General features: G+C 58.1%; 14 protein-coding genes. 6 read left to right on the forward strand and 8 right to left on the reverse strand.

Annotated elements, in window-relative coordinates; all coding sequences use genetic code 11:
* The first annotated feature begins 42 nt into the window (after positions 1–42).
* From UH5x_RS07480 to UH5x_RS07490, 3 genes are all read left to right on the forward strand, one after another.
* Positions 43–852, forward strand: a complete 810-nt coding sequence (locus UH5x_RS07480) for a DUF4198 domain-containing protein (protein ID WP_482635267.1) — start codon at positions 43–45, stop codon at positions 850–852.
* Between the two features lie 386 nt (positions 853–1,238).
* Positions 1,239–1,802, forward strand: coding sequence for a flavodoxin family protein (locus UH5x_RS07485; RefSeq protein ID WP_047812945.1), 564 nt, complete (start codon positions 1,239–1,241; stop codon positions 1,800–1,802).
* Positions 1,803–1,890: 88 nt separating this feature from the next.
* Positions 1,891–3,261, forward strand: a complete 1,371-nt coding sequence (locus tag UH5x_RS07490) for a Gfo/Idh/MocA family oxidoreductase (protein ID WP_482635268.1) — start codon at positions 1,891–1,893, stop codon at positions 3,259–3,261.
* A gap of 525 nt (positions 3,262–3,786) precedes the next feature.
* Here UH5x_RS07490 and UH5x_RS07495 read toward each other — a convergent pair.
* The 5 genes from UH5x_RS07495 to UH5x_RS07515 all read right to left on the reverse strand — a co-directional run bounded on the left by UH5x_RS07495 (position 3,787) and on the right by UH5x_RS07515 (position 9,745).
* The gene (locus tag UH5x_RS07495) at positions 3,787–4,377 is read right to left on the reverse strand and encodes a tetratricopeptide repeat protein (protein WP_236696010.1); all 591 of its coding nucleotides are present in this window, start codon (positions 4,375–4,377) and stop codon (positions 3,787–3,789) included.
* A 64-nt stretch (positions 4,378–4,441) separates the two neighbouring features.
* Positions 4,442–4,780, reverse strand: coding sequence for a hypothetical protein (locus UH5x_RS07500; protein ID WP_236696009.1), 339 nt, complete (start codon positions 4,778–4,780; stop codon positions 4,442–4,444).
* 299 nt (positions 4,781–5,079) lie between these two features.
* Positions 5,080–6,552: a sulfatase gene (locus tag UH5x_RS07505; RefSeq protein ID WP_482635269.1), complete on the reverse strand. Its 1,473-nt coding sequence runs from the start codon at positions 6,550–6,552 to the stop codon at positions 5,080–5,082.
* Positions 6,553–6,711: 159 nt separating this feature from the next.
* Complete coding sequence (locus tag UH5x_RS07510; protein ID WP_482635270.1) at positions 6,712–8,049, reverse strand: outer membrane protein assembly factor BamB family protein; 1,338 nt, start codon at positions 8,047–8,049, stop codon at positions 6,712–6,714.
* A gap of 19 nt (positions 8,050–8,068) precedes the next feature.
* The gene (locus UH5x_RS07515; RefSeq protein WP_482635271.1) at positions 8,069–9,745 is read right to left on the reverse strand and encodes a sulfatase family protein; all 1,677 of its coding nucleotides are present in this window, start codon (positions 9,743–9,745) and stop codon (positions 8,069–8,071) included.
* A 606-nt stretch (positions 9,746–10,351) separates the two neighbouring features.
* On the opposite strand from UH5x_RS07515, the gene UH5x_RS07520 reads away from it, so the two are divergent.
* From UH5x_RS07520 to UH5x_RS07530, 3 genes are all read left to right on the forward strand, one after another.
* The gene (locus UH5x_RS07520) at positions 10,352–11,197 is read left to right on the forward strand and encodes a prephenate dehydrogenase (RefSeq protein WP_236696008.1); all 846 of its coding nucleotides are present in this window, start codon (positions 10,352–10,354) and stop codon (positions 11,195–11,197) included.
* A gap of 69 nt (positions 11,198–11,266) precedes the next feature.
* Positions 11,267–14,296: a phosphoribosylformylglycinamidine synthase subunit PurL gene (gene purL / locus UH5x_RS07525; RefSeq protein ID WP_482635272.1), complete on the forward strand. Its 3,030-nt coding sequence runs from the start codon at positions 11,267–11,269 to the stop codon at positions 14,294–14,296.
* A gap of 725 nt (positions 14,297–15,021) precedes the next feature.
* Positions 15,022–16,038 carry a DUF1559 family PulG-like putative transporter gene (locus UH5x_RS07530; protein ID WP_482635273.1) on the forward strand — a complete coding sequence of 339 codons (1,017 nt, stop codon included), beginning with the start codon at positions 15,022–15,024 and terminating at the stop codon, positions 16,036–16,038.
* Between the two features lie 15 nt (positions 16,039–16,053).
* Here UH5x_RS07530 and UH5x_RS07535 read toward each other — a convergent pair whose 3' ends face one another.
* The 3 genes from UH5x_RS07535 to UH5x_RS07545 form a co-directional block, all read right to left on the reverse strand.
* Positions 16,054–17,229, reverse strand: coding sequence for a hypothetical protein (locus UH5x_RS07535; protein ID WP_047812937.1), 1,176 nt, complete (start codon positions 17,227–17,229; stop codon positions 16,054–16,056).
* 449 nt (positions 17,230–17,678) lie between these two features.
* Positions 17,679–18,329 (reverse strand): 5-formyltetrahydrofolate cyclo-ligase, encoded by a 651-nt coding sequence (locus tag UH5x_RS07540; RefSeq protein WP_482635274.1) that lies wholly within the window; start codon positions 18,327–18,329, stop codon positions 17,679–17,681.
* 7 nt (positions 18,330–18,336) lie between these two features.
* Complete coding sequence (locus UH5x_RS07545) at positions 18,337–19,878, reverse strand: rhamnulokinase (protein ID WP_482635275.1); 1,542 nt, start codon at positions 19,876–19,878, stop codon at positions 18,337–18,339.
* Positions 19,879–21,145: the final 1,267 nt, after the last annotated feature.

A 21,145-nucleotide genomic window follows, 5' to 3' on the forward strand; every position in this document is an offset into this window, starting at 1 on the left:
CTTTCGACAACCCAACATCCTCTTTCCCCTTGCAACCAATTCATGAACACAACTTATCGAAACCTGACCTTCGCATTGGCTCTCTTTCTTCCCGCACTGGCGTCCGCCCACGACACGTGGATCCAAACCAACTCACCGATTGTTCGAACCGGCGAGGTCGTGCATGTCGACCTGCGTCTTGGGAACCACGGCAATCAACATCGTGATTTCAAACTGGCGGGTTTACTGACACTGGACTGGACTTCGCTGGATCAAATTCGACCGGATGGGACACGTTCTGATTTGAAGCCCAACCTCATCACCTCCGCGTCGGCCGAGAAGCAAGGCTACTGGACGACGCCCATCACACTGAAACAACCCGGCGTGCATCAGTTCGTTCAAACGCTCGATCGAGTCATGAACCATGGCAAATCGATCCGCAGCATCCGAACCGCGAAAAGCTATGTGCTTGCCAGCGATTCATTGGACGCACCCAAGGTCGGCGGTCATGCACATGAAACGGCGGTCGGACTGCCATTCGAAATGGTTCTCGACACTTGCCCGCTCAGCGAAGTTCGCGTGGGCCAAGCGATCACGGTCACCGTCTTGCATCACGGCAAACCACTCCAAGACGCCATCGTCAGTTTCATCCCCGAAGGAGAAACCCTGCAGGGTGAAATGGACCCCAACCATGAGTTCACGACCGATGCGTCTGGCATGGCCACCTTCGTTCCCAAGAAGGCGACACGCCACTTGATCGCAGCCCACCACAACGCGATGGACGAGAAGACCGAGGAGTTCGACTTCACCAGCTACGCCACGACCATCATGCTCCATGTGCCCAACCAACCGGTGGCAGCACCGAGTCGCTGAGCTTGCTCGCTAAACTGGATGGGCGGCAGCACGGCCCACATCAAAGACTTCACTCAGCGACCGGGACAGATCTCTCGGCCGCTGAGACGCGATTCCTGATGGCAGGTGAGACGGGCACCATTGTCCGGGGCGACCGCTCTCACCGGCGAACCGGACCGGCCCAGGGTCCCGACTCGCCCCAATCCCATGCGTTTCAACGCCTGCCCAGGCAGCAACGCCAGGACTACTAGGCGAAATCACCTTGCGTTAGACTGCTGCAACGCGAAACCAGACCTCGCTGCGAGCGAGATCGAGATCACCGCCCAAATTGCTCGATGATGCAAGGGTGACTGACCTCTCTCAAGGCTGGTCGCTCTCACCAGTCAAAACCTTGTTTGCAATCGCCAATGCCCAAAGTCCTGATTCTCTATCATTCGAACACTCAAAATACGCAGCGGATGGCGGAGCTGGTCGCAGAGGGCGCTCGGCAACTGGATGAAGCCGATGTCCGGCTCAGGAACATTGACGACGCCGACCACACGGACCTGGATTGGTGCGACGGCCTTGCGCTGGGCTCACCAACGAACTACGGCTCGGTCAGCTGGCAAATGAAACGTTGGTGGGACGAGCAACCGATCGAAAACTGGGGCAAACGCGATGGAAAGATCGGCTGCGTGTTTACATCAGCCGGTGCCTGGGGAGGGGGTCAAGAATGGACCTGCATGGCACTGATGTCCATTCTGATCAACTACGGATTCCTTGTGTTCGGTTTGACTGACTACACCGGAATCAAGTTTTCTGCCCACTATGGCGCGATCTCCGCCGGCGGCCCCGACGAAGAACGAGTCCAAGAAGCTTGCCGCCGTTTGGGCAGACGATTGTCCGAATGGACCGCCAGCATGATTGACGGTCAAAAAGAAGCTCACCCACTGAATCAAACGTACGAACGTTTCAAAGATTTGGGCAAATAACGTTTTCGCCCCCAATCGAAGTCCTTTCCGACTAACTTTTTCAGTTCCCCCTTCGACGATTTTGTCGCACTTTCCCACGAGGTTTCCAATGTCAGCCCGTCAAAAACTCAATCGGCGTCACTTCCTGCAAACCACTGGCGCTGCCACCGCAGCGGGCTACTTTGCGGGCACGAGCAGCCTCGGGAACGCGCAAGAGTCGCCCAACGAACGCCCCGTGTTCGCGACCATCGGCCTTCGCAACCAAGGCTGGACGATCACCAACAAGTCGTTCAAGTACGCTGACTTCGCCGCCATGGCGGACGTGGATGCAAACGTCTTGGGTGACAACGTTGCCAAGGCCAAAGAACAACAGGGCAAGGCTCCCGAGGGCTACGCCGACTACCGCAAGGTCCTCGAACGAAAAGACATCGACGCGGTCATGATCGCCGCCCCCGATCACTGGCACACCAAGATCTCCGTCGAAGCGATGCTCGCAGGCAAAGACGTGTACTGCGAAAAACCGCTGACGCTGACCATCGACGAAGGCAAGTTGATCGAAAAGATCGTCAAGCAAACCGGACGTGTCTTCCAAGTCGGAACGATGCAGCGGACAGAAAACGGAAAACGCTTCCTTCAAGCCATCGCCATGATCCGCGACGGCCGGATCGGCGAGATCCAAAAAGTCACCTGCGGCATCGGCGGGGCAACCGGCTCACCAGAGATTCCTGCCATCGAAGTCCCCAAGGGCCTCGACTGGGACATGTGGCTCGGCCCCACTCCCAAGGTCCCCTACCGCGCCCTGCCACAAATGCGAAAGGGATACGGCGGCGGCGTGCCGCTCTACACCAATTGCCACTACGCTTGGCGGAACTGGTACGAGTATTCCGGTGGCCAGATGAACGACTGGGGAGCTCACCACGTCGACATCGCCACCTGGGCGTTGGGCGCCGATCAATCCGGCCCCAACAAGATTACCCCCGTCAGCTACTCACTGCCGGTCGAATACAAGGATGGCTACCCGACGGTCAGCGACCAGTACAATTCGCCGACCAAGTTTGAGATCCTCGCCAACATGCCTGGCGACATTCCCATGGTCGTCACCAGCGAAGGAGACAACGGGATCCTGTTCGAAGGCACCAAGGGCCGCTTCTTCGTCAACCGTGGCAAGATCGTTGGCAAGCCCGTCGAAGACCTGGAATCCAACCCGCTTCCTGAAGGCGCCATTGAACAAGTTTACGGCGGCCCCGTTGCAGCCAATCACACAGACAACTTCGTGCAAGCCATGCGAACTCGGAAACAACCGATCTCCGACGTTTGGACCCACAACCGAATGCTCGAAACCTGTCACTTGGCCAACATCTCCATCCGCCTCGGTCGTGAATTGAACTGGGACCCAACCAAGCGTGAAATCGTCGGCGACGACGAAGCCAACTCGTTCCTCTCGCGTGAAAGCCGCAAGGGATACGAAATCGACATGTGATCGATTGCCTGATGGCCCGATCAGTCGGGCGACGGAACCGATCCCAATGCCGGACCGCCCTCAAGCGGCCCGGCATTTTTTTTGCGACTAGCGACTAGCGACTAGCGACTAGCGACTAGCGACTAGCAACTAGCAACCAGCAACCAGCAACCAGCAACCAGCAACCAGCAACCAGCAACCAGCAACCAGCAACCAGCAACCAGCAACCAGCCATCAGCAACCAGCCATCAGCCATCAGCCATCAGCTAAGCAGCTAAGCAGCTAAGCAGGTGTCATCGGGTATGTGAGCCGCTGGCGTTAGCCACGGTTTTCACGCACAACCGGGGCGAACGCCCAAACGGCTCTCATGGTTGTGCTTGATCACTCCTGCCGACCTGCTTCTCAGCTATCAGCTATCAGCTATCAGCTATCAGCTATCAGCTATCAGCTATCAGCTATCAGCTAGAAGCTATCAGCTAGAAGCTAGAAGCTAGAAGCTAGAAGCTAGAAGCTAGAAGCTAGAAGCTAGAAGCTAGAAGCTAGAAGCTAGAAGCTAGAACGCCCTTCTGCGACCGCACGTGCATCGTCGCTCAAAGACACTTCGAACTCGAACTCACCGGGCTCGAAATTCATTGGAACTTGGCAGTCCTTGGCCACGATGCGATTGATTTTCCAATCCAGCCATCGCCACCACGATAGCGAGCGTTCCCAGTCTCGAAGACAGGTTCGCAACTCAATCGCACGTGGATGATCCGGTTCGCCAGACTGGTTGAGCGCATCCAACGCGCCACCCACCAACCCGTTGACAAGCAACGCGGTCGCGAAGTTGCGTTTGCAAGCACTGGAAACTTCCGACCGCTCCAGCACGCCGTCGGAAGACAGGACGAATTGCCGAAAAACCGACAAGGCTTCTTCCTTCCGCCCTGATCGCAGAAGGCAGACGCCCAACGTGTTTCGAATCGCGGGCGTTCTTCCTGCGGAATGCAAGCGACGGACCACACCTTCATAGTCACGCTGGGACAAAAGATTGGAAACGGACCGCAGTGCCGCCGGCAATTCAGGCGTTCGATTTGGCGGGGAAGACGGTGGCGAAAAGGCAGGGATGGAAGAAGCAGAATGGGATGTGCGTACAGACATCGACAAAACTCTCAGGAAGAACATTGCAAAAGAAAATCAGATAGAAGACCAACCCGAAGGCGTCTTAGATCTGCAATCTCACATGCAAGTTCACGAGAGAATCCCCTGTCCCAACGCTTGCCCACGCTCGCGATTCCAGCGCACAGGCAAACAGCAAACGAGCTGCTTGTCCGCAACGATCCGGCACGCTTGAGTCCAAGGACCCCGACCATTCGCGGGCGTCCTTGAACGCCTGAGCAAGCGAAGCGGCGCTGCGCTCCGAGTCCACCGCAATGGGACGTTCGACCGAGACATTCTCAAGCGTCGAGACGGCGGCGGAAAGCGAATCCGATTTGGCAACGGAAACAGGAGGAAACGCCGGTGGCAGGAATTGCAACCAAGCGACCAACCAAACAGCGGTCATCAAGCACACCCGTCCAAACACGCTGGTGCGCTTCGGCAACGAGGCCGGGAACGCGAAATCGTTTGGAGGGCAAGGAAGAACCATGAGTTGGAATGTCGAGATCGCTTTCGCGACCACCATCGAAAAAAATTGCCGATCGATCGGACAGAATCACATGAGCCGTGGAGGCGTTCGCCTGGACCGCTAAGCAGGTCGGCTGGAATGATCGGGCACAACCATGTGAGCCGTTTGGGCGTTAGCCCGGTTGCGCGTGAAAACCGTGGCTAACGCCAACGGCTCACATACCCGATGACACCTGCTTAACGCTTGGCTGCCTTGCGTTCCGCTTTCTCCATCGCCTTCGCTTCGCTGGCCGGATCGTGATTCGGGTTGGGCTCTGTCGGCACAGGAGCCCCCATTTGCTTTCGCCACGCCACCAGTTTGCTATGCAGTGCTTGGGTCTTGATCGGATTGGTGGTTGCCAAGTTGTTGGACTCACCTGGGTCCGCCACCAGATCGTACAACTCCAACCCACCGTCCTCGAAGTACTCATGAAGCTTCCAACGACCGTCTCGAATGATCCCGCACGGGCGGCTTCGGTACAGCAGGTCTCGTTGACCGTCGGTGACTGCGTAGCTTTGCAGGTACGCAGGGAAATGCCAAAACAGATCGCGTTCAGCGAGGCTTCCGTCTTGCTTCAACAACGGCATCAAACTCAGGCCATCGAGTGGCTGGTCCGCCGGACGTTTGGCTCCCGTCATCTCAACAAAGGTGGGGTACAAATCGGCAGCGATGATCGGAACGTCGCACTTCGTTCCTGGCTCCACGACGCCCGGCCAAGTCACGAAGAACGGTTCGCGAATTCCACCTTCGTAGTAGGTTCCCTTGTAACCACGCAGCGGTTTCATCGAGGTCGCAGGTCCGAAACCACCGTTGTCACTGGTGAAGACGATCGCAGTGCTCTCTTCCAACCCAAGTTCCCGCAGCGTGTCGACCAACCGCCCGACTCCCTCATCGACGCTCTCGATCATGGCCGCCATCACCGCGTGATCGTGCAACGTGCCGGGCTGCTTCGCCTTGTACTTGGCGACGAGATCCGGCTTGGCTTGCAAAGGCGTGTGAACGGCAAAGTGAGACAGGTACAAGAACCAAGAACGTTTCTGATTGTCTTCGATGAACCGGATGGCTTCGTCCGTGAGTCGATCCGTCAGGTACTCTTCATCGGTTGCGTCTTGCAATCCCGGCGCCTTGGGATGCGGCGGGAAGTATCCCTTGGGTGGACTGCCGCTGTGCGTGCCGGCGACATTGACGTCAAAGCCATAGGGCAGCGGGTCGTCACTCAGATGCCACTTGCCAATGATGCCGGTTCGATACTCAGCCTCATGAACTTGATGAGCCCACGTTTGAATGTCCGTTGAGAGCACGTCCGTGCCAGGAATGTGCTGCAACGTTCCGTGCTTCGGGTGGCCCCGACGCTCGGTTCCGACGTTGTAGATCTCGTGACGCGGCGAATATTGACCTGACAATAAACTGGCCCGTGCCGGGGCACAGTTCGCGGCACACGAATAAGCATTCGTGAACACCATGCTTTGCTCCGCCAACGCATCCAAGTTCGGCGTTTCGTAGAAATCGGATCCCATGAAGCTGGCGTCACGCCAACCGTAGTCGTCCAAGTAAATGAACAAGACGTTTGGATGTTGCTTGCTTGGCGTTTCCGCAAAGCAGGCGGGTGACAACACGATGGCAAACAGAAACACAGGCAGAGCCCATCGCAGGCGAGAGATCGTGTTCATGAACTTGACTCAAAAATCAGCGTGCAAAGCAAGGTAGGATGGCCACTCTTGGCCGTCAGAGTGGTGGATGTCGGCCAAGAGTGGCCAACCTACAACAAAATCACAACCCGACGCGTGAGCGAGGGACCTGAGATTGCTGCCCCCTCCCTGCTTCGAAACTCAAAGACCTTCCGTGATTTTAACCAAGCGTTCTTTTCGCGAGCCACCTTCACCGAAGCCAATTCGCAGCAGCAACGAATCCGCCAAGACCGCGGGGCTGGCGTAACAATCCGATCCGAGACGATTCTTTGAAATCAGTTGGTAGTCGTCCCCCGTGGCGGCGAAAACATAGTGGTTGCCTGACAGGTCCGACACATACACATTGCCCCCCGCCAACACCGGCGATCCACTGAAATTGCCGCCCAAGCGTTCCTTCCACTGAACACTTCCATCGTCGTTGGACCAACACATCGCGACTCCATTGTCGGTGACTCCGAACAGACTGGTGCCGTTGGTCACCACCGAAGGTTCATAAAGAGCCGTGCGGTCCGACCAAATCTCTTCGCCCTCCGCAGAAAAGCACGCCGTTTGTTTGTCGGGGTAACCGCCCGATGCAAAGATCCGATCGCCCGCCGTCACGATCGTGCCGCAGGTGGCTTCGGCGATCCCGGGCGTTTCCCAGCGAGGCTCGCCGGTCGCCGGGTCGTAGCTGGCAACTCGGTCGCCTCCAGTGATCAACAACTGATCCATCCCGCCAACGTTGGCAATCATCGGACTGGAATAGCTGCTGGCGTCCCCTCGAGACCGGCGCCAAGCGATCTCGCCCGATTCCAGATCCAACGCCACCAGGTAACCGCCACCAAAGTTGTCCGCGGCGATGATCACAAAGGATTGATACAACACGGGGGAGGGAGCGTAGCCGAACTTCGATCCAAAGGCCCCCACATCGGTCTGCCAAACCACTTCGCCGTTCAGGTCGACCGCTGTGACGAAGATGCGTTCTTGATTCAGGAACGCGGTGACGATGAGTTCGCCGTCCGAGGCGGGCGTGCCGTTGGCGTTGGTGGCTTTGTTGTGAACTTCTCTCGCGGACGGGAAGTTGCCTTCATGGATCACACGTCGCCACTTTTCCTCCCCCGTTTCCAAGTCAAACGAAACCAGCATCTGTTGTTGCTTCGCGTCGTCCGCCGTCCCCAGAACAACTTGGTCGCCGACGACGATCGGGCTGCTGTGACCGCGGCCGGGAACGTTGGCTTGCCAAGCGATGTTGGTCGACTCATCCCAAGTTGTGGGCGGCGCCGCGTCATCGGCTCGCCCGTCCATCGTTGGGCCACGCCACTGCGGCCAAGGCAAATCAACCGCGGGCGTCTCGCGAATTTGCAAAGCCACTCCGCTGTCGCTGATCGAAACCTCCTCGACCGGCGTGGACTTCCTGCAAGCAGAGAAACCGAGGAACACGACCGCCAACCCGAAGGTCCAACTCAGGTGGATGGATTGGCGTGAGATCGATCGTTTCATCGGGACTTCTCCTGCGAGTTCATTTCTTGGGCTTCGGCGCGGCCGGTTGCTTCTTTTTCTTACCAGGGCCAACTGGTTCCACAAACATACCGTGCTCGAAAATCACCGGTTCGCTCATCCGCGGGTCGCCGGTCCGCTTCAGCTCGCCAATCAATCGGTCATGGAGCTGCTTCTCCGTTTCCGCATGGTCGGAGTGCCCCGCCAGGTTGTTCAAACAATCCGGATCGGACTTCAGGTCATACATTTCGATCCGCGGACGGCGTCCCACCATGAAATCAAACGCTTCGGGATACTTTTCGCGGTTCAGCGCAACGAAGGCCTTGGTCGGACTCGCGTCGAGGTCCGGATACGCGGCAAAGGTGATCTCACGCAATTCTTCCTCCGATGGGAATTCACTGGCGTCGGCATCCAACTCGGGACCGTCACCCATCGGCGTACGCTCCGGTTCGAAATTGACGATGTACAACCAATCATCCGACTGGATGGCTCGCTGCGGATAAGGCTTCGCGCCTTCGCGAGCCGTTGCGACATGGCGTTCTCGACCGGTGAAGACCGCGTCCCGCGACGGATCGATCCTGCCCGATTTGTCGCTGGTCAGAAGCGGGGTGATGGGACGAGCGATCATGCTCGCAGGAGCTTCGACGCTGGCCACTTCCAAGAACGTCGTTGCCAATTCGGGAAGCGAAACAAAATCGGTCACCACACGGTTGGAATGTCCCACCCCGTTTGGCCAACGAACCGCAAGCGGCACGTGCGTCCCAAAGTCGTACAAATTGCACTTCCCACGCGACACGCCGGGAACCCCGTGGTCACCGCTGACAACCAACAACGTGTCGTCGGCAATGCCCAGCCGCTGCAGTTCTTCGTCCAACACCACCAGTGCGGCATCAAACGCCATCGCCTCGCCCAGGTAGTCCGCAAAGTCTTCACGAATTTCGGGCACATCGGGCAGGTAGGCGGGCAGTTTGCCTTTCAAGTCATCGGGGTTGATGCCCCAGAGTTCATGCCCACTCTTGGCGATCCATTTTCGGTGAGTGTTGGTGGGTCCAAACCAATAGCAAATCGGTGAATCGCCATCGAGTTGTCCGTCGTTGTCAGCGTCGAGGAAGTTGCGAATGTTCTGGCGAACTTCATCGAACAGTTTCGCTTTCGCTGCGTCACGATCCTCGGCCTTCATCACGAACTGCGAAAACCCGTTGAACTTCGATCCGGCTTTGTTGGACGCTGTGCGTGTTCCACCGTACGGCGCGTTGCCGGGACGCCCGGGACTCCAGACTTTGTAAGTGTGACCGATCCGGTACCCGGATTCTTCCAACAACAACGGGTAAGCGGGCAACGAAAAATCCCAGACCGCGCCAAGCAAGATCGATGCCTTGTCACATCGCCAAAACGGTTGCCCAGACATCAACGAACTTCGGCAGGGCGTGCACGACGGTGCGCTCACAAACGCGTTGGTGAACAACACCCCGTCGCGAGCGATCGAATCGAACTTGGGAGTCGAGATCACTTCGCTGGCGGTGCCTGGAAAATGCTTCGCATAGGCACTCGCGTAGCAGCCCCAGTCGTCCGCAAACGCCATCACGACGTGTGGCCGTGACTTCGTTGGTTCAGATGGCTTTGCATCAGCCAGTGCCGGTGAGGCAACGAACAGCAACAAAGCGACAGGTAGAAAACGGGAACATTGCCGATTCGACATGGCATTCTCCGACGGAAGAGATCAGGTGGGATATTGGGGTGGGGATCGAGACGGGTGGCAATCAAGGTCCCCACGCGTCGCGAGGAATTATCCTAGCCAACATCCCGCGCGATCGTTGAACTTCCCACGAAAATGAGCCCCAATCGGCCGAAAAACCGTCCCCGTCGCCGAGCCGGCTCAGCCACTCGTAGCGAAACTCGTCAAGAGTTTCGTTCTCCCCCCTGAATCGCCAAAAGTCTTGACGACTTTCGCTACGAACGGAGGGGGTAGCGAAACTCGTCAAGAGTTTCGTCCTCCAACCTGAATCAGCGAAAGTTTTGACGACGTTCGCGACGAATGGCGAGCCATCATCTGAGGGCGTCCGATCAGACCAACTCCGGTCGTGGCGTGTCCTCCAAAAACGTCAGATTACCACCGATGGGAACCGCGGGGGTTGTGCGGTATTCTTCTGCTCTCTCGCATTCAGCAGCATCTCCAGTCTCGGGTAGCGAAACTCGTCAAGAGTTTCGGCCTCCCCCCAGACTCGCCGAAAGTCTTGACGACTTTCGCTACGAATGGCGAGTGATCCACAGCAAATGCCCTTTGGCCTCCATCGAATCCAGCCCCATGCCCGAGCCCTCCTGCCGATCAGTTGCGATCATCGGTTTGGGGTTGTTGGGTGGAAGTGTGGCGTTTGCGATTCGCAGACGCTGGCCGTCGGTTCGCCTGACTGCGTGCGCTCGTTCGCCTGAAACGCGGGAATTTGCGTTGGATCGGTCCATTGTTGACGAGGTCTTCGAGACCCCCGCCGCCGCCGCGGAAGGCTGTGATTTGGCGGTCATCGCGACGCCGGTCAACCGAATCGCATCGCTGGCCCAGGCACTGGCAGGACAATTCCCGGAGCTGACCCTGACCGACGTCGGCAGCACCAAAGGGGGACTGGTCCGCGAATTGGCGGGGACCGCGTCGGCCAAGCAGTTCGTTCCGGCTCACCCGATCGCGGGAAGCGAAAAGAGCGGCGCGGAGCACGCCCGAGCGGACCTTTTCGACGACAAACCCATCGTGATCACGCCCAGCGGCGAAGAACTGCCGCAACACATCACCGCCGCGACCGAATTTTGGCGAGCCACTGGCGGACGAATTGTCACGATGCCGGCCGAACAGCACGATGCCACCTTGGCATTGACGTCTCATTTGCCACACTTGCTGTCGTCGCTCGCCGCACGCCAAATCACTCGCGAAATGCTCGCCTTGGTTGGCAATGGCTGGCTCGACACCACTCGCGTGGCGGCGGGGGATGCGGACCTTTGGACCGCCATCGTTTCCGAAAACCGCGACGCGATCCTGAGTGCTATCGAACAATCCCGGTCGGACTTGGACACCCTGCAAACCATCGTGCACCAGGGCGACGACGCTGCCCTGCGAACCTGGCTCGACACCGCCAAACAAATTCGACAGTCCGCTCAAACCTAGCCACGACCGCCCGCGGCCCAGGTTGCTTGACCTTTTCCCGACTCCATCCTCATTCCCCGATTTCGCATCATGCCGCTTTGGCAAATCGACATTCATCCTGCTCCCGGTCAGATCGATCGACTCGGCGAACAAACGGCTCGTGAAATCCATGAACTTGGATTGGGCGACGACCTGCTGATCGCGGCCGCACGGGGATACTTGATCCAAGCTGACATCGACCAAGCTTCCGCCAACGAAATTGCATCGACGTTGCTGGCCGATTCCATCACGGAATCGGTCGTCGTCGGGCACCCCGGCAAAGACGCTTCGCAGGTCGAAGCGGACTTGTCCGAAGCTCCCGAATCGTTGATGGAATTGCTGGCAGAACGCGGCATCGAATCCGAACCGCACCTGGTGCATGTGATGCCCAAGCCCGGTGTGATGGACCCGGTCGCGGCCAGCACCCAGGGCGCGCTCGCCGACAGCGGTGTCGAAGGCAGCACAGTCAAGACGTTCCGCAAATTCTGGATCGCCGGCACCGACGAAGCTCAACTGGAAACGATCTGCCGCCGCGCCCTGTCAAACGATTCCATCGAAGCGTTTGTGATCGGGCCGTTGATGATGGACCGATTGGATGTCGGTTCGGCTGGCGAATTTGAATTGGTGCACGTGCCAATTCGAGAACTGGACGACGCCGGACTGGAAAAGCTTTCCAAGGAAGGCCAGCTCTACCTGACGCTGGTCGAGATGCAAACCATTCGCGATCACTTCGTCGAACTGGGACGCGACCCAACCGACATCGAACTCGAATCCGTCGCTCAAACTTGGTCAGAACACTGCAGCCACAAAACGCTGGCCGGCCGGATCCACTACAAGGGCCCCGGTGCTGACGGAACGCCCGGCGGTGACGAACGCCAATACAACAACATGCTCAAAGAAACGATCTTTGAAGCGACCCAAACCATTCGTCGCTCGCTGGGCGACGACGATTGGTGCGTCAGCGTGTTCAAAGACAACGCGGGCATCGTGACCTTCGACGAACAAGACCACGTGTGCTTCAAAGTCGAAACACACAATCACCCGTCGGCGCTCGAACCTTACGGCGGAGCCAACACCGGAATCGGTGGCGTCATCCGTGACCCAATGGGCACGGGCATGGGAGCCAAACCGATCTGCAACACCGACGTGTTCTGCTTCGCTCCGCCAGACGTTTCGCCCGAAGAATTGCCACCTGGCGTGCTGCATCCACGCCGCGTCATTCAAGGCGTTGTGTCCGGCGTTCGAGATTACGGCAACCGAATGGGAATCCCCACGGTCAACGGCGCGGTCTACTTCGACGAGCGTTATCTCGGTAACCCGCTGGTTTACTGCGGCAACGTCGGCATCATTCCCGTTGGCATGGAAGACAAGGAAGTCAAACCCAATGACTTGATCGTCGCGGTCGGCGGACGCACCGGACGAGACGGAATCCACGGGGCGACGTTCAGCAGTGCGGAACTGACCAGCGAATCCGAATCGCTGTCCGGCGGTGCCGTTCAAATCGGTAACGCAATCACCGAAAAAATGGTCCTCGACGTGCTGATGCAGGCTCGCGATCGCGGCTTGTACAACGCGGTCACGGATTGCGGTGCGGGTGGCTTCAGCAGTGCCGTTGGCGAGATGGGTGAAGAACTCGGTGCCGAAGTTTGGCTCGACAAAGCCCCGCTCAAATACGACGGTCTGACTTACACCGAGATCTGGATTTCCGAAGCTCAAGAACGCATGGTCTTGGCCGTTCCGCAAGAACGCTGGGACGAACTGCGAGAACTTTGCGAAAGCGAAGGCGTGGAAGCCGCCGCGATCGGTCGCTTTGTTCCCACCGGCCGACTGCAATTGAACTTCCACGGCCAAACGGTCGGCGACGTCGCCATGTCGTTCTTGCACGACGGACGTCCGCCCGTGATTCGCGATGCAATCTACGAACCACCAAAAGCCAAACCATTGTCGATCGGTGATCGCGACGCCGCAGCCAACTCCGAGACGCTGCTCAAGATCCTGGGCAGCTACAACGTCGCCAGCAAGCACTGGGTGATCCGCCAATACGATCACGAAGTCCAAGCGGGCAGCGTCGTCAAACCTTTGGTCGGCCCACAATGCGATGGCCCCGGCGACGCTGCCGTTGTGCGTCCCAAACTGACCAGCCGTCGTGGGCTGGTGATCAGTTGCGGCATGAACCCTCACTACGGCGACTTCGACACGTATCACATGGCCGCTTCGGCGATCGACGAAGCCATGCGGAACGCGGTTGCGGTCGGTGCCGATCCTTCCAAGATCGCGATCCTGGACAACTTCTGCTGGGGATACACCGATCGAGCCGAAACGCTGGGGTCGCTCGTCCGAGCCGCGATCGCTTGCCAAGATCTCGCGGTCACGCTGGGCACGCCGTTTGTCAGCGGCAAGGACAGCCTGAACAACGAGTTCAGCTTCTTCGATGACAACAACGAAAAGCAAACCATCGCGATTCCGCCCAGCCTGCTGATCAGTGCGATGGGCCAGATCGATGACGTCAGCAAATCAGTCACGATGGACGCGAAGGAAGCCGGCAACGTGATTTTCCTGGTCGGAGACACGCATCGTGAACTCGGTGGCTCGCACTACGGATTGGTCGAAAACGAACCCGGCGGTGCCGTGCCAGAAGTCGACGCCAACTTGTCCAAGAAGACTTTCGCCACGGTCCACCAAGCGATCCAGGCTCGACTGGTTCGCTCCTGCCACGACCTCTGCGAAGGTGGCCTGGCGGTCGCCGCGGTCGAAATGGCTCTGGCCGGCGGATTGGGAATGGAGCTCGATCTGGCGGCTGTCCCTCGTGAACAACCCTCCAACGACGGCGTGCAAACCGCCGCGGCATTGTCGGCCGCGGAAGTGCTGTTCAGTGAATCCAACACGCGATTCCTGATCGAATGTGCACCCGAATCAGCCGAGGCACTCGCCAAGATTTTCGCGGACTCTGGGATCAGCCTGACCCAACTAGGCGAAGTCACCGAAACCGACCAATTCACCGTCCGAGACGGGAGCACCGTGGTGCTGGAAACCGACATTGCGAGCGCAAAATCAGCCTGGCAAGCACCCCTGGACTGGTGAACGGAAGTCGAATCCTTCGCAAACTTCGCAAGAAGCTTGCGAAATTCGCATTGAACCGCGAGCTGGTTTACTCTGTAATTGCTACAGAATGCATCCGTTCGGCGAAAAAATCGCCAACAAAGACGAACAACTTCAACCATTTGGAACCGCGTGGAACTCTGGGTCCGTCGAATCGCTTTGATCGCTTATGTGGTCGGTGGCTGGCTTTTGCCGGCCGCCCACCATCATGTGGCGACGTGCGATTCCACCCATTCCCACGTCGGCGTGCACGACGAATGCTCCCACACGCATTCGCCTGAGAATGTCACTGAATGTTGCTCGCATTCGAGCTCTGCAGACGCAGTGCAGCACGCACCGCTGCCGCCAGGTTGCTCGGAAGAATTGCTGGTTTGGGAGACGAGCCTGCCGTCCGCAGAGATCGTCTCGGATCACCAGCACGCTCATCAATGCAGTGACCTTTGTGCGTTATGCAACGCTCGCACGATGGCTGAAAGCCCGATCGCGGTCTCTGTCCACCGCGAAACAGTTCGGTGCACAGCCAATCACCGGATCGAATCAACCACCTTGGAAGACTCGGCAGATTGCTGGCTTCCGTACACACGCGGCCCGCCTTCTTTGACCTGAAAACTGCCGTTCTGGGTTGCGGTGAAAACCAGTTTCACTGTAACGCAAACTCACTGTCTTCTATCGAGAGCCACTGCGCTCTCATTTTCAGGTCTCATTCCATGCCGAACTTCTCCGCCCCCGCTGCACGCGTGCACGCGACCCCAAGCCGTCGCTTGACTGCCGGATCCTCGCTCCGAAACGCATTCACACTCGTTGAATTGCTGGTTGTCATCGCCATCATTGGCGTCCTCGTTGGCCTGCTGCTTCCCGCCGTCCAGGCCGCCCGCGAGGCCGCCCGCCGGATGTCGTGCCAAAACAACTTGCACCAAATGGGCATCGCCCTGCACAACTACCACGGCATCTTCAATCAATTGCCCAGTGGCTGGTTGGCGGATGACACCGATCACCATGAACCCGGCTGGGGCTGGGCCGCCGCGATCACCCCGCAAATCGAAGCCAGCAACGTCTACGAAACCATTCGCTTTGGGATGGCGATCGAAGAAGACGAGAACCAACAAGCTCGCGAATCGTCGATCCCCAGCTACATGTGCCCGAGCGACCCGCTCGAAACTCTGTTCTTTATCGCCGAAGCGCACGGCGACGGCGATGGTCACGAGCATGCTCACTCAAGCTCGCTGGACGACGATCACGATGATGACGACCACGACGATGAACACGAGAGCGGGCACAACGTGGACGATGGGGATGAGTTTCTCTTCCAAATCGCCAAGAGCAACTACGCCGGCGTGTTCGGCACGTTTGATATCCACGAAGACATGTACCACGGCGACGGGCTGTTCTACGGCAACAGCCGCCACCGTTTTCGCGACGTCTTGGATGGGCTGAGCCAGACCGTGATGGTCGGCGAACGCAACAGTCGCCTGGGCGGCTCGATTTGGCAAGGGCTGATCCCCGAGGCCAACGCCGCCGCGTCTCGGATCGTGGGCGCTGCTGACCACACGCCCAACAGCGACGTCGGCCACTTTGAAGACTTCAGCAGCTATCACGCTGCCGGTGCCCAGTTCATCCTGAGCGACGGTTCGGTCCGGATGCTTTCGCAGTTCATTGACCTGGAGGTCTACCACGCGTTGGTGACCCGAGCCAATTACGAAGTCATCCAAGCCGACACCTTCTGATCAACCTGCCCCCGATCAGGCGGCTGATTTCCTGGCCGCTTGGGTTGGTGCCAACCAGCCCCGAATCCCACCAAGATCGGTCGACCAAGCTTCACTGGTTCGACGATCACAGAACGTGTGGAACAACCCGTCGATCGTGTCGCTGAGCGTTCGCACGGCTTCGATTCGGTCTTCCGGTCCGAAGTCGTTGTCGTCTTCGTCCAAATGAATTCGAGCGCCGCTGATCCCAAACGTTTCGGCTTGCAAAGTTAAGTCGAACTGCTGGCCTTCGCGAATCAGCGTCATGCCTGTCTTGCGAGGCAACTTTCCACTCTGGATCGCTCGCATCGCCTCGGGCAACTTCGTCGGGCACTCAGCCGAAATCGATTCTTTACCGGAGTCGCCCAGCGGGCATTCCAAGGACAGCGTTTTGGCCAACATCAACGTGACTTCTGTTCCGTCAAACGTCTCGATCGTGTCGGTTTCCGTTTCCAACATCCACCACAACCACAGCAAGAATTCGTTGCCGAGGAAGTCCGGTGACTGAGAATGTTCATTGGCCCAAGCGACGCCGCTGAACCCTTCGCCGGCAACGAAACTGGCCGGCATCACATCGTCCATCTCTGCATAGCGATCGTTGTCACGCGCCCAATCCTGAGCGACGACGCCGGCACCGATGTGACCACACTCGATCCCGAACACACGCTCGAGCAGATCGATGCAGTGACCGCTGCCGGTGCCTGCGGTTCCGCCGTAATACAGCAAATCGCGGCTGCAATCCCACAACAATGCGTGCTGCTGGAACTTGCGGTACTTGCCCGTCGCCGCTTCGTTCTCGCAGCGTTGCTCGACCGCTTCCTTGGCTTCTTTGCGTTGCGACTTAGTCGGTTTCCCGCCCGGATTTTCGCGGCTCAATGCCGCGAGCTCCATCGACAACCAAGCTTTCTTGATCACCGAGGGAACCTGGTTGGTATCCACGCGAACGCCGAAGTGAACGGCATCGTCGATGATGTTTTTCGCCAAATCAAAATCTTGATCGAAAAGGTGATCGCCGCCCAAAAAACCCAGGTGCACGTTTTCTTCGTTGGCAGTTTCCGTTCGCCCGGCCACGTTTTCCGCCATCCGTTCGATGTGTTCCTGCCCGAAGGGGCCGTCTTCAAATTGGTTGACGCGAAAACGTTCAAAGGAAAGGCTACCGGAGAGAAACGGCATGGAAGGGAATCCCATTCGATAAGCGGAAGAAGCCAGCCACCCCGAGTCGGCTGTGTCGTTGGCTTATCGTCCAACCAGGTCTTGGAAATTGCCGTCCCATCCACAGACCATCGCAACACCGCAAACCGCACATCCGGAACAACCGGCTTGCGATACGGCACAGCTTCTTCCGAGGCGGGGTTCGGAACGTCACGGCCGAGCAGAACATTTGCCCTCAAACGCTTGCGTGGTTGGTTGACGCCCTGGAACTGCGTGACCGGAACGACTGGAAGTGAACTTGGTTGCGATGTGGCCCGGCGGTGGAAGGCTGCCCGACGGAACAGTTGAGGACAACTGTTCTACTCTGATGCTTGCCTCTCCCCCCTGGAACGCCGATTCAATCAACGACGACTTCACCCTCCCCCTGGGAGGGTCGAGCGAAGCGAGGGGAGGGGCGTCTCCCTCGCTGCTCACCGCGAACGAATCTCGGAGCCTCGCAGTGAGCGGCCCACTCCTTGGTAAAGCTGCTTCTCCGTGACAACCATGTCCATGTAAACGTCATGAGGCTGCACTGGGATCGTGTCGAACAACTGGCACTCGAACGCCAACGCAACCAAACGCGAATCCGACCGGACATTCCCGAGCAGTTTGTCGTAGTAGCCTTTGCCGTGCCCGATCCGGCCACCACGCCGGTCAAAGCCAACTCCAGGAACCAAGACCAAATCCAGATCCTTCACGGCAACTCGCTTCGATTCCACGCCGCGCAGTTCCTCGCGAGGCTCCAAAATCCTGTACGCTCCTTCGGAAAGTTCTTCCATCGACTCCAGATGAAACAGCTCCAACTCGCCCTCGACACAGTACGGAACGATGACCTGCTTGCCGCTTTCGATGGCCGCGGGCAAAGCGTGCCGAGTTCGAACTTCTGCTCGCACATCGATGTACCACATCACACACTTCGCCGATTGATACGCAGGCAACTGCATCACGGCGTCGGTAATCGCATGACTGCAACCGTCCTTGTCGGCCTGCTCTCGACGAGCCGCGAGGGCCGCAATTCGGATCGCTTGCTTGAGACCAGCGAGCTTTTCTTGCTCCTCGCTCATCGGATCGAAAGCGGACATCGGCTTCTCATTCGAAGAAAGTCGCGAACTTCGCAGCGGGCTCATCCCAGCGATCCGTTTGCTGAGGCTCGTAGGTTTGCGTCGGGAAACTATGACGCACCAACTGGCGAGCTTCATCGATCGAATGCAGCGAGCCACTTCCAATCATCTGCATCAAAATGTTCCCAATCGCCGTGGCCTCGACTGGACCAGCAACCACCCGGCGTCCACAAGCATCGGCGGTCATCTGGCACAGCAACGCATTGAGCGAACCGCCACCGACGATATGAATGGTCTGGATGTGCGACTGAGTCAGTGACTCCAAGTGTTGCAAACACATTCGGTATCGAAGCGCGAGCCCTTCCAAGGCACCTCGGAACAGAACCCCATTGTTCGTCGGAACCCGCTGCCCCGTCCGACCGGCCAACCCGCAAATCGCGTCAATCATGTTGTCAGGAGCGACCAGTGCAGGATCATCCGGATTGACCAACAACTCAAACGGCTCCGCACCGGCAGCGGCCTGGGTCATCTCCGCCCATGACGGTGCGTTGCCCTGGCGATCGAGCGCCGCACGAATCTGCTGATAGATCCACAACCCACCGATGTTCTGCAGCAATCGCGTGCTTCCTCGCACCCCGCCCTCATTGGTGAAGTTCAACTCGGCGCACAAAGGCGAAACGTTCGGCTGCGGGATCTCGACTCCCATCAACGACCAAGTCCCCGAACTGATGTAACACCAATCCGGCGAAGCCGGAGCGAAACCATCCGCAGGAACTGCCAACACCGCCGACGCCGTGTCATGGGTGGCGGGCAGGATCACTGGTACGTCGTGCAGCCCGGTTTCCATCGCGACGCTGGACTGGACGGTGCCGATCGTCGTCCCAGCAGGGGTGGGCTCCGCAAACCAACTGCGAGGCAAACCAAAGCCGTCCAACAACTTGGTGGACCAAGTTTGCGTGGCAGGATTCAGCAACTGGGTCGTCGATGCGTTGCTGGCTTCGATCGACCGTTCCCCGGACAGCAACCAGTGAAACAAGTCTCCCATCATCAGGAACGATTCCGCGGTCTCAAACACGGAATCCCCGTTTTGCTTCGCCGCAATCAGTTGGCACAGGGAATTAATGTCCATGAACTGCATGCCGGTTTCCTGAAAGATCGTTTCCCTCGGAACGATCTCGCAGATCTTTTCAACCATCCCGCGGTGCCGGGCGTCGCGGTAGTGCCAAACTGGGCCAGCAATCTGATCGCGAGGATCCACAAACCCGAAGCTCACCCCCCAAGTGTCGACACCCACCGACGCGATGGTGGCCTGTGCCCAATCCGATTGAGCCCGCCCTGCGGCATCCCGCAAGCCATCCTGGATGTCCTGCCACAACTGCAGGTGATTCCAAAGCATCGCGTCCTGGACCTTCACAGGCCGATTGACGAACCGTCCCGTCTCGACCAACTCCAACCGCCCCTCCTCCATCCCGCCGGCGATCACACGTCCACTGGACGCCCCCAGATCAACCGCGAGATGAACGGGCCCAGCAAACTGAACTTCGCGAGAGGATGCTTCGGGGGATGACATCTTGGCTCCAAACAGAAAATCGAATGAGAGAGTGCGGAAGTTTTGACGCGGGCAAGGGACTACTGCAACCGCGCCGGTCGGGCGGAAAAGGGCCCAATCAGGCAACCCTGCATCGCCGCCCCACCACCTGGGAGGTCGTGCGGCTTTTAAATACCTTGCTCGTAACTTCTTGCGAACCCCGCCCGTTGGCAACGGGAGGGGCCGGAAAACGAGCGTTCAGCGAGATTTCTGGGGGAGGGCATCACGCGCCGCTTTCCATTGTTTCGAGCCCCTCCCCTCGCGTTCGCCCGAACGCCGTCGCTCGACCTCCACGAAACTCCTCGCAAACTTCGTTTTGAGGGAGGTGCACCGTGCGGAAACCCACTCGAAAATGGGATTCAAAAGCCGCACGACCTCGTGGCGGGCGGGACGCTGCTGCGGGCCCCGCCCGACAGACAACCTAGCGTGACTGGGAAAGGCGGGCGAGAAGTCGATCGACACTTCACGAAGACTTTTTTTGGCCCCCGGTAGCTTTTGCTAGCAACGCAGTCTCGGCAGCCTGGGTGACTTAACCCGAACTAGCAACGCCGGTTAGCCAAGTGTCGTCATCGCGAGCACACTTCATTCTTTCCAGCATTCAGGCTGGGGAGGCGGTCAAAATTGAAGAATCAGATGTTGACCGGCCCACCAATGCACGTAGGCTTATCCAGACCTCCGCGAGTTCGCCTAGCGTGGAGCCGGACGCGGTCAGCTTGCGGCCACGGGCTGACATCGTTGATGAATTGCCCCAGAACCTTTGTTTTTCGCGACATTTTCGTGCAAATCAGGTTTTGGATCGATTGTTCACGACGGCTTCACGGGCCGGGTACAGGACGTGCCCGGCCGCGGACGCTCGCCCCTCTTTTCTGCCGCCAAGTCCGCTCTGAGCATAAACCAGACCAAAATTCGTTTGGTTGCCCTTTGCGGATGCAAGATCAATCGTTAAAGTTTCGAAAGTGATCTTCGGCCCGGTGTTGCGTGACGCGTCTGTATTCGTTCTGTCTTTCTGTTTTCGGCAATGACTTTTACCTCACGAAGTCCTTTGTGAGATAAGAGTTACGTTCCCTCCATTCTACTCGCGATTGTGATTCGCGAAGCCAATTCCCTCGAACGGATTCGTTTGTTGGCAATGGGTTTCACGATTTGAATTTCGTTCTCAGAGTGCGTTTTGGAGCGAGTGCCGCGATTGAAACTTCGATTCCATCGAATTTTTGATTGGCAAAAGAAGGCGGAACTTTCTAGCGAACGG

The sequence above is a fragment of the Rhodopirellula sp. UH5 genome (assembly GCF_056839225.1).

What these genes read in the sequence shown, in the direction of transcription:
- UH5x_RS07520 (WP_236696008.1), top strand. Translation starts at nt 10,352, where the DNA reads ATGCCCGAGCCCTCCTGCCGATCAGTTGCGATCATCGGTTTGGGGTTG.
- UH5x_RS07530 (WP_482635273.1), top strand. Translation starts at nt 15,022, where the DNA reads ATGCCGAACTTCTCCGCCCCCGCTGCACGCGTGCACGCGACCCCAAGC.
- UH5x_RS07545 (WP_482635275.1), bottom strand. Translation starts at nt 19,878, where the DNA reads ATGTCATCCCCCGAAGCATCCTCTCGCGAAGTTCAGTTTGCTGGGCCC.
- UH5x_RS07505 (WP_482635269.1), bottom strand. Translation starts at nt 6,552, where the DNA reads ATGAACACGATCTCTCGCCTGCGATGGGCTCTGCCTGTGTTTCTGTTT.
- purL (WP_482635272.1), top strand. Translation starts at nt 11,267, where the DNA reads ATGCCGCTTTGGCAAATCGACATTCATCCTGCTCCCGGTCAGATCGAT.
- UH5x_RS07490 (WP_482635268.1), top strand. Translation starts at nt 1,891, where the DNA reads ATGTCAGCCCGTCAAAAACTCAATCGGCGTCACTTCCTGCAAACCACT.
- UH5x_RS07495 (WP_236696010.1), bottom strand. Translation starts at nt 4,377, where the DNA reads ATGTCTGTACGCACATCCCATTCTGCTTCTTCCATCCCTGCCTTTTCG.
- UH5x_RS07510 (WP_482635270.1), bottom strand. Translation starts at nt 8,049, where the DNA reads ATGAAACGATCGATCTCACGCCAATCCATCCACCTGAGTTGGACCTTC.
- UH5x_RS07540 (WP_482635274.1), bottom strand. Translation starts at nt 18,329, where the DNA reads ATGTCCGCTTTCGATCCGATGAGCGAGGAGCAAGAAAAGCTCGCTGGT.
- UH5x_RS07515 (WP_482635271.1), bottom strand. Translation starts at nt 9,745, where the DNA reads ATGTCGAATCGGCAATGTTCCCGTTTTCTACCTGTCGCTTTGTTGCTG.
- UH5x_RS07485 (WP_047812945.1), top strand. Translation starts at nt 1,239, where the DNA reads ATGCCCAAAGTCCTGATTCTCTATCATTCGAACACTCAAAATACGCAG.
- UH5x_RS07500 (WP_236696009.1), bottom strand. Translation starts at nt 4,780, where the DNA reads ATGACCGCTGTTTGGTTGGTCGCTTGGTTGCAATTCCTGCCACCGGCG.
- UH5x_RS07535 (WP_047812937.1), bottom strand. Translation starts at nt 17,229, where the DNA reads ATGCCGTTTCTCTCCGGTAGCCTTTCCTTTGAACGTTTTCGCGTCAAC.
- UH5x_RS07480 (WP_482635267.1), top strand. Translation starts at nt 43, where the DNA reads ATGAACACAACTTATCGAAACCTGACCTTCGCATTGGCTCTCTTTCTT.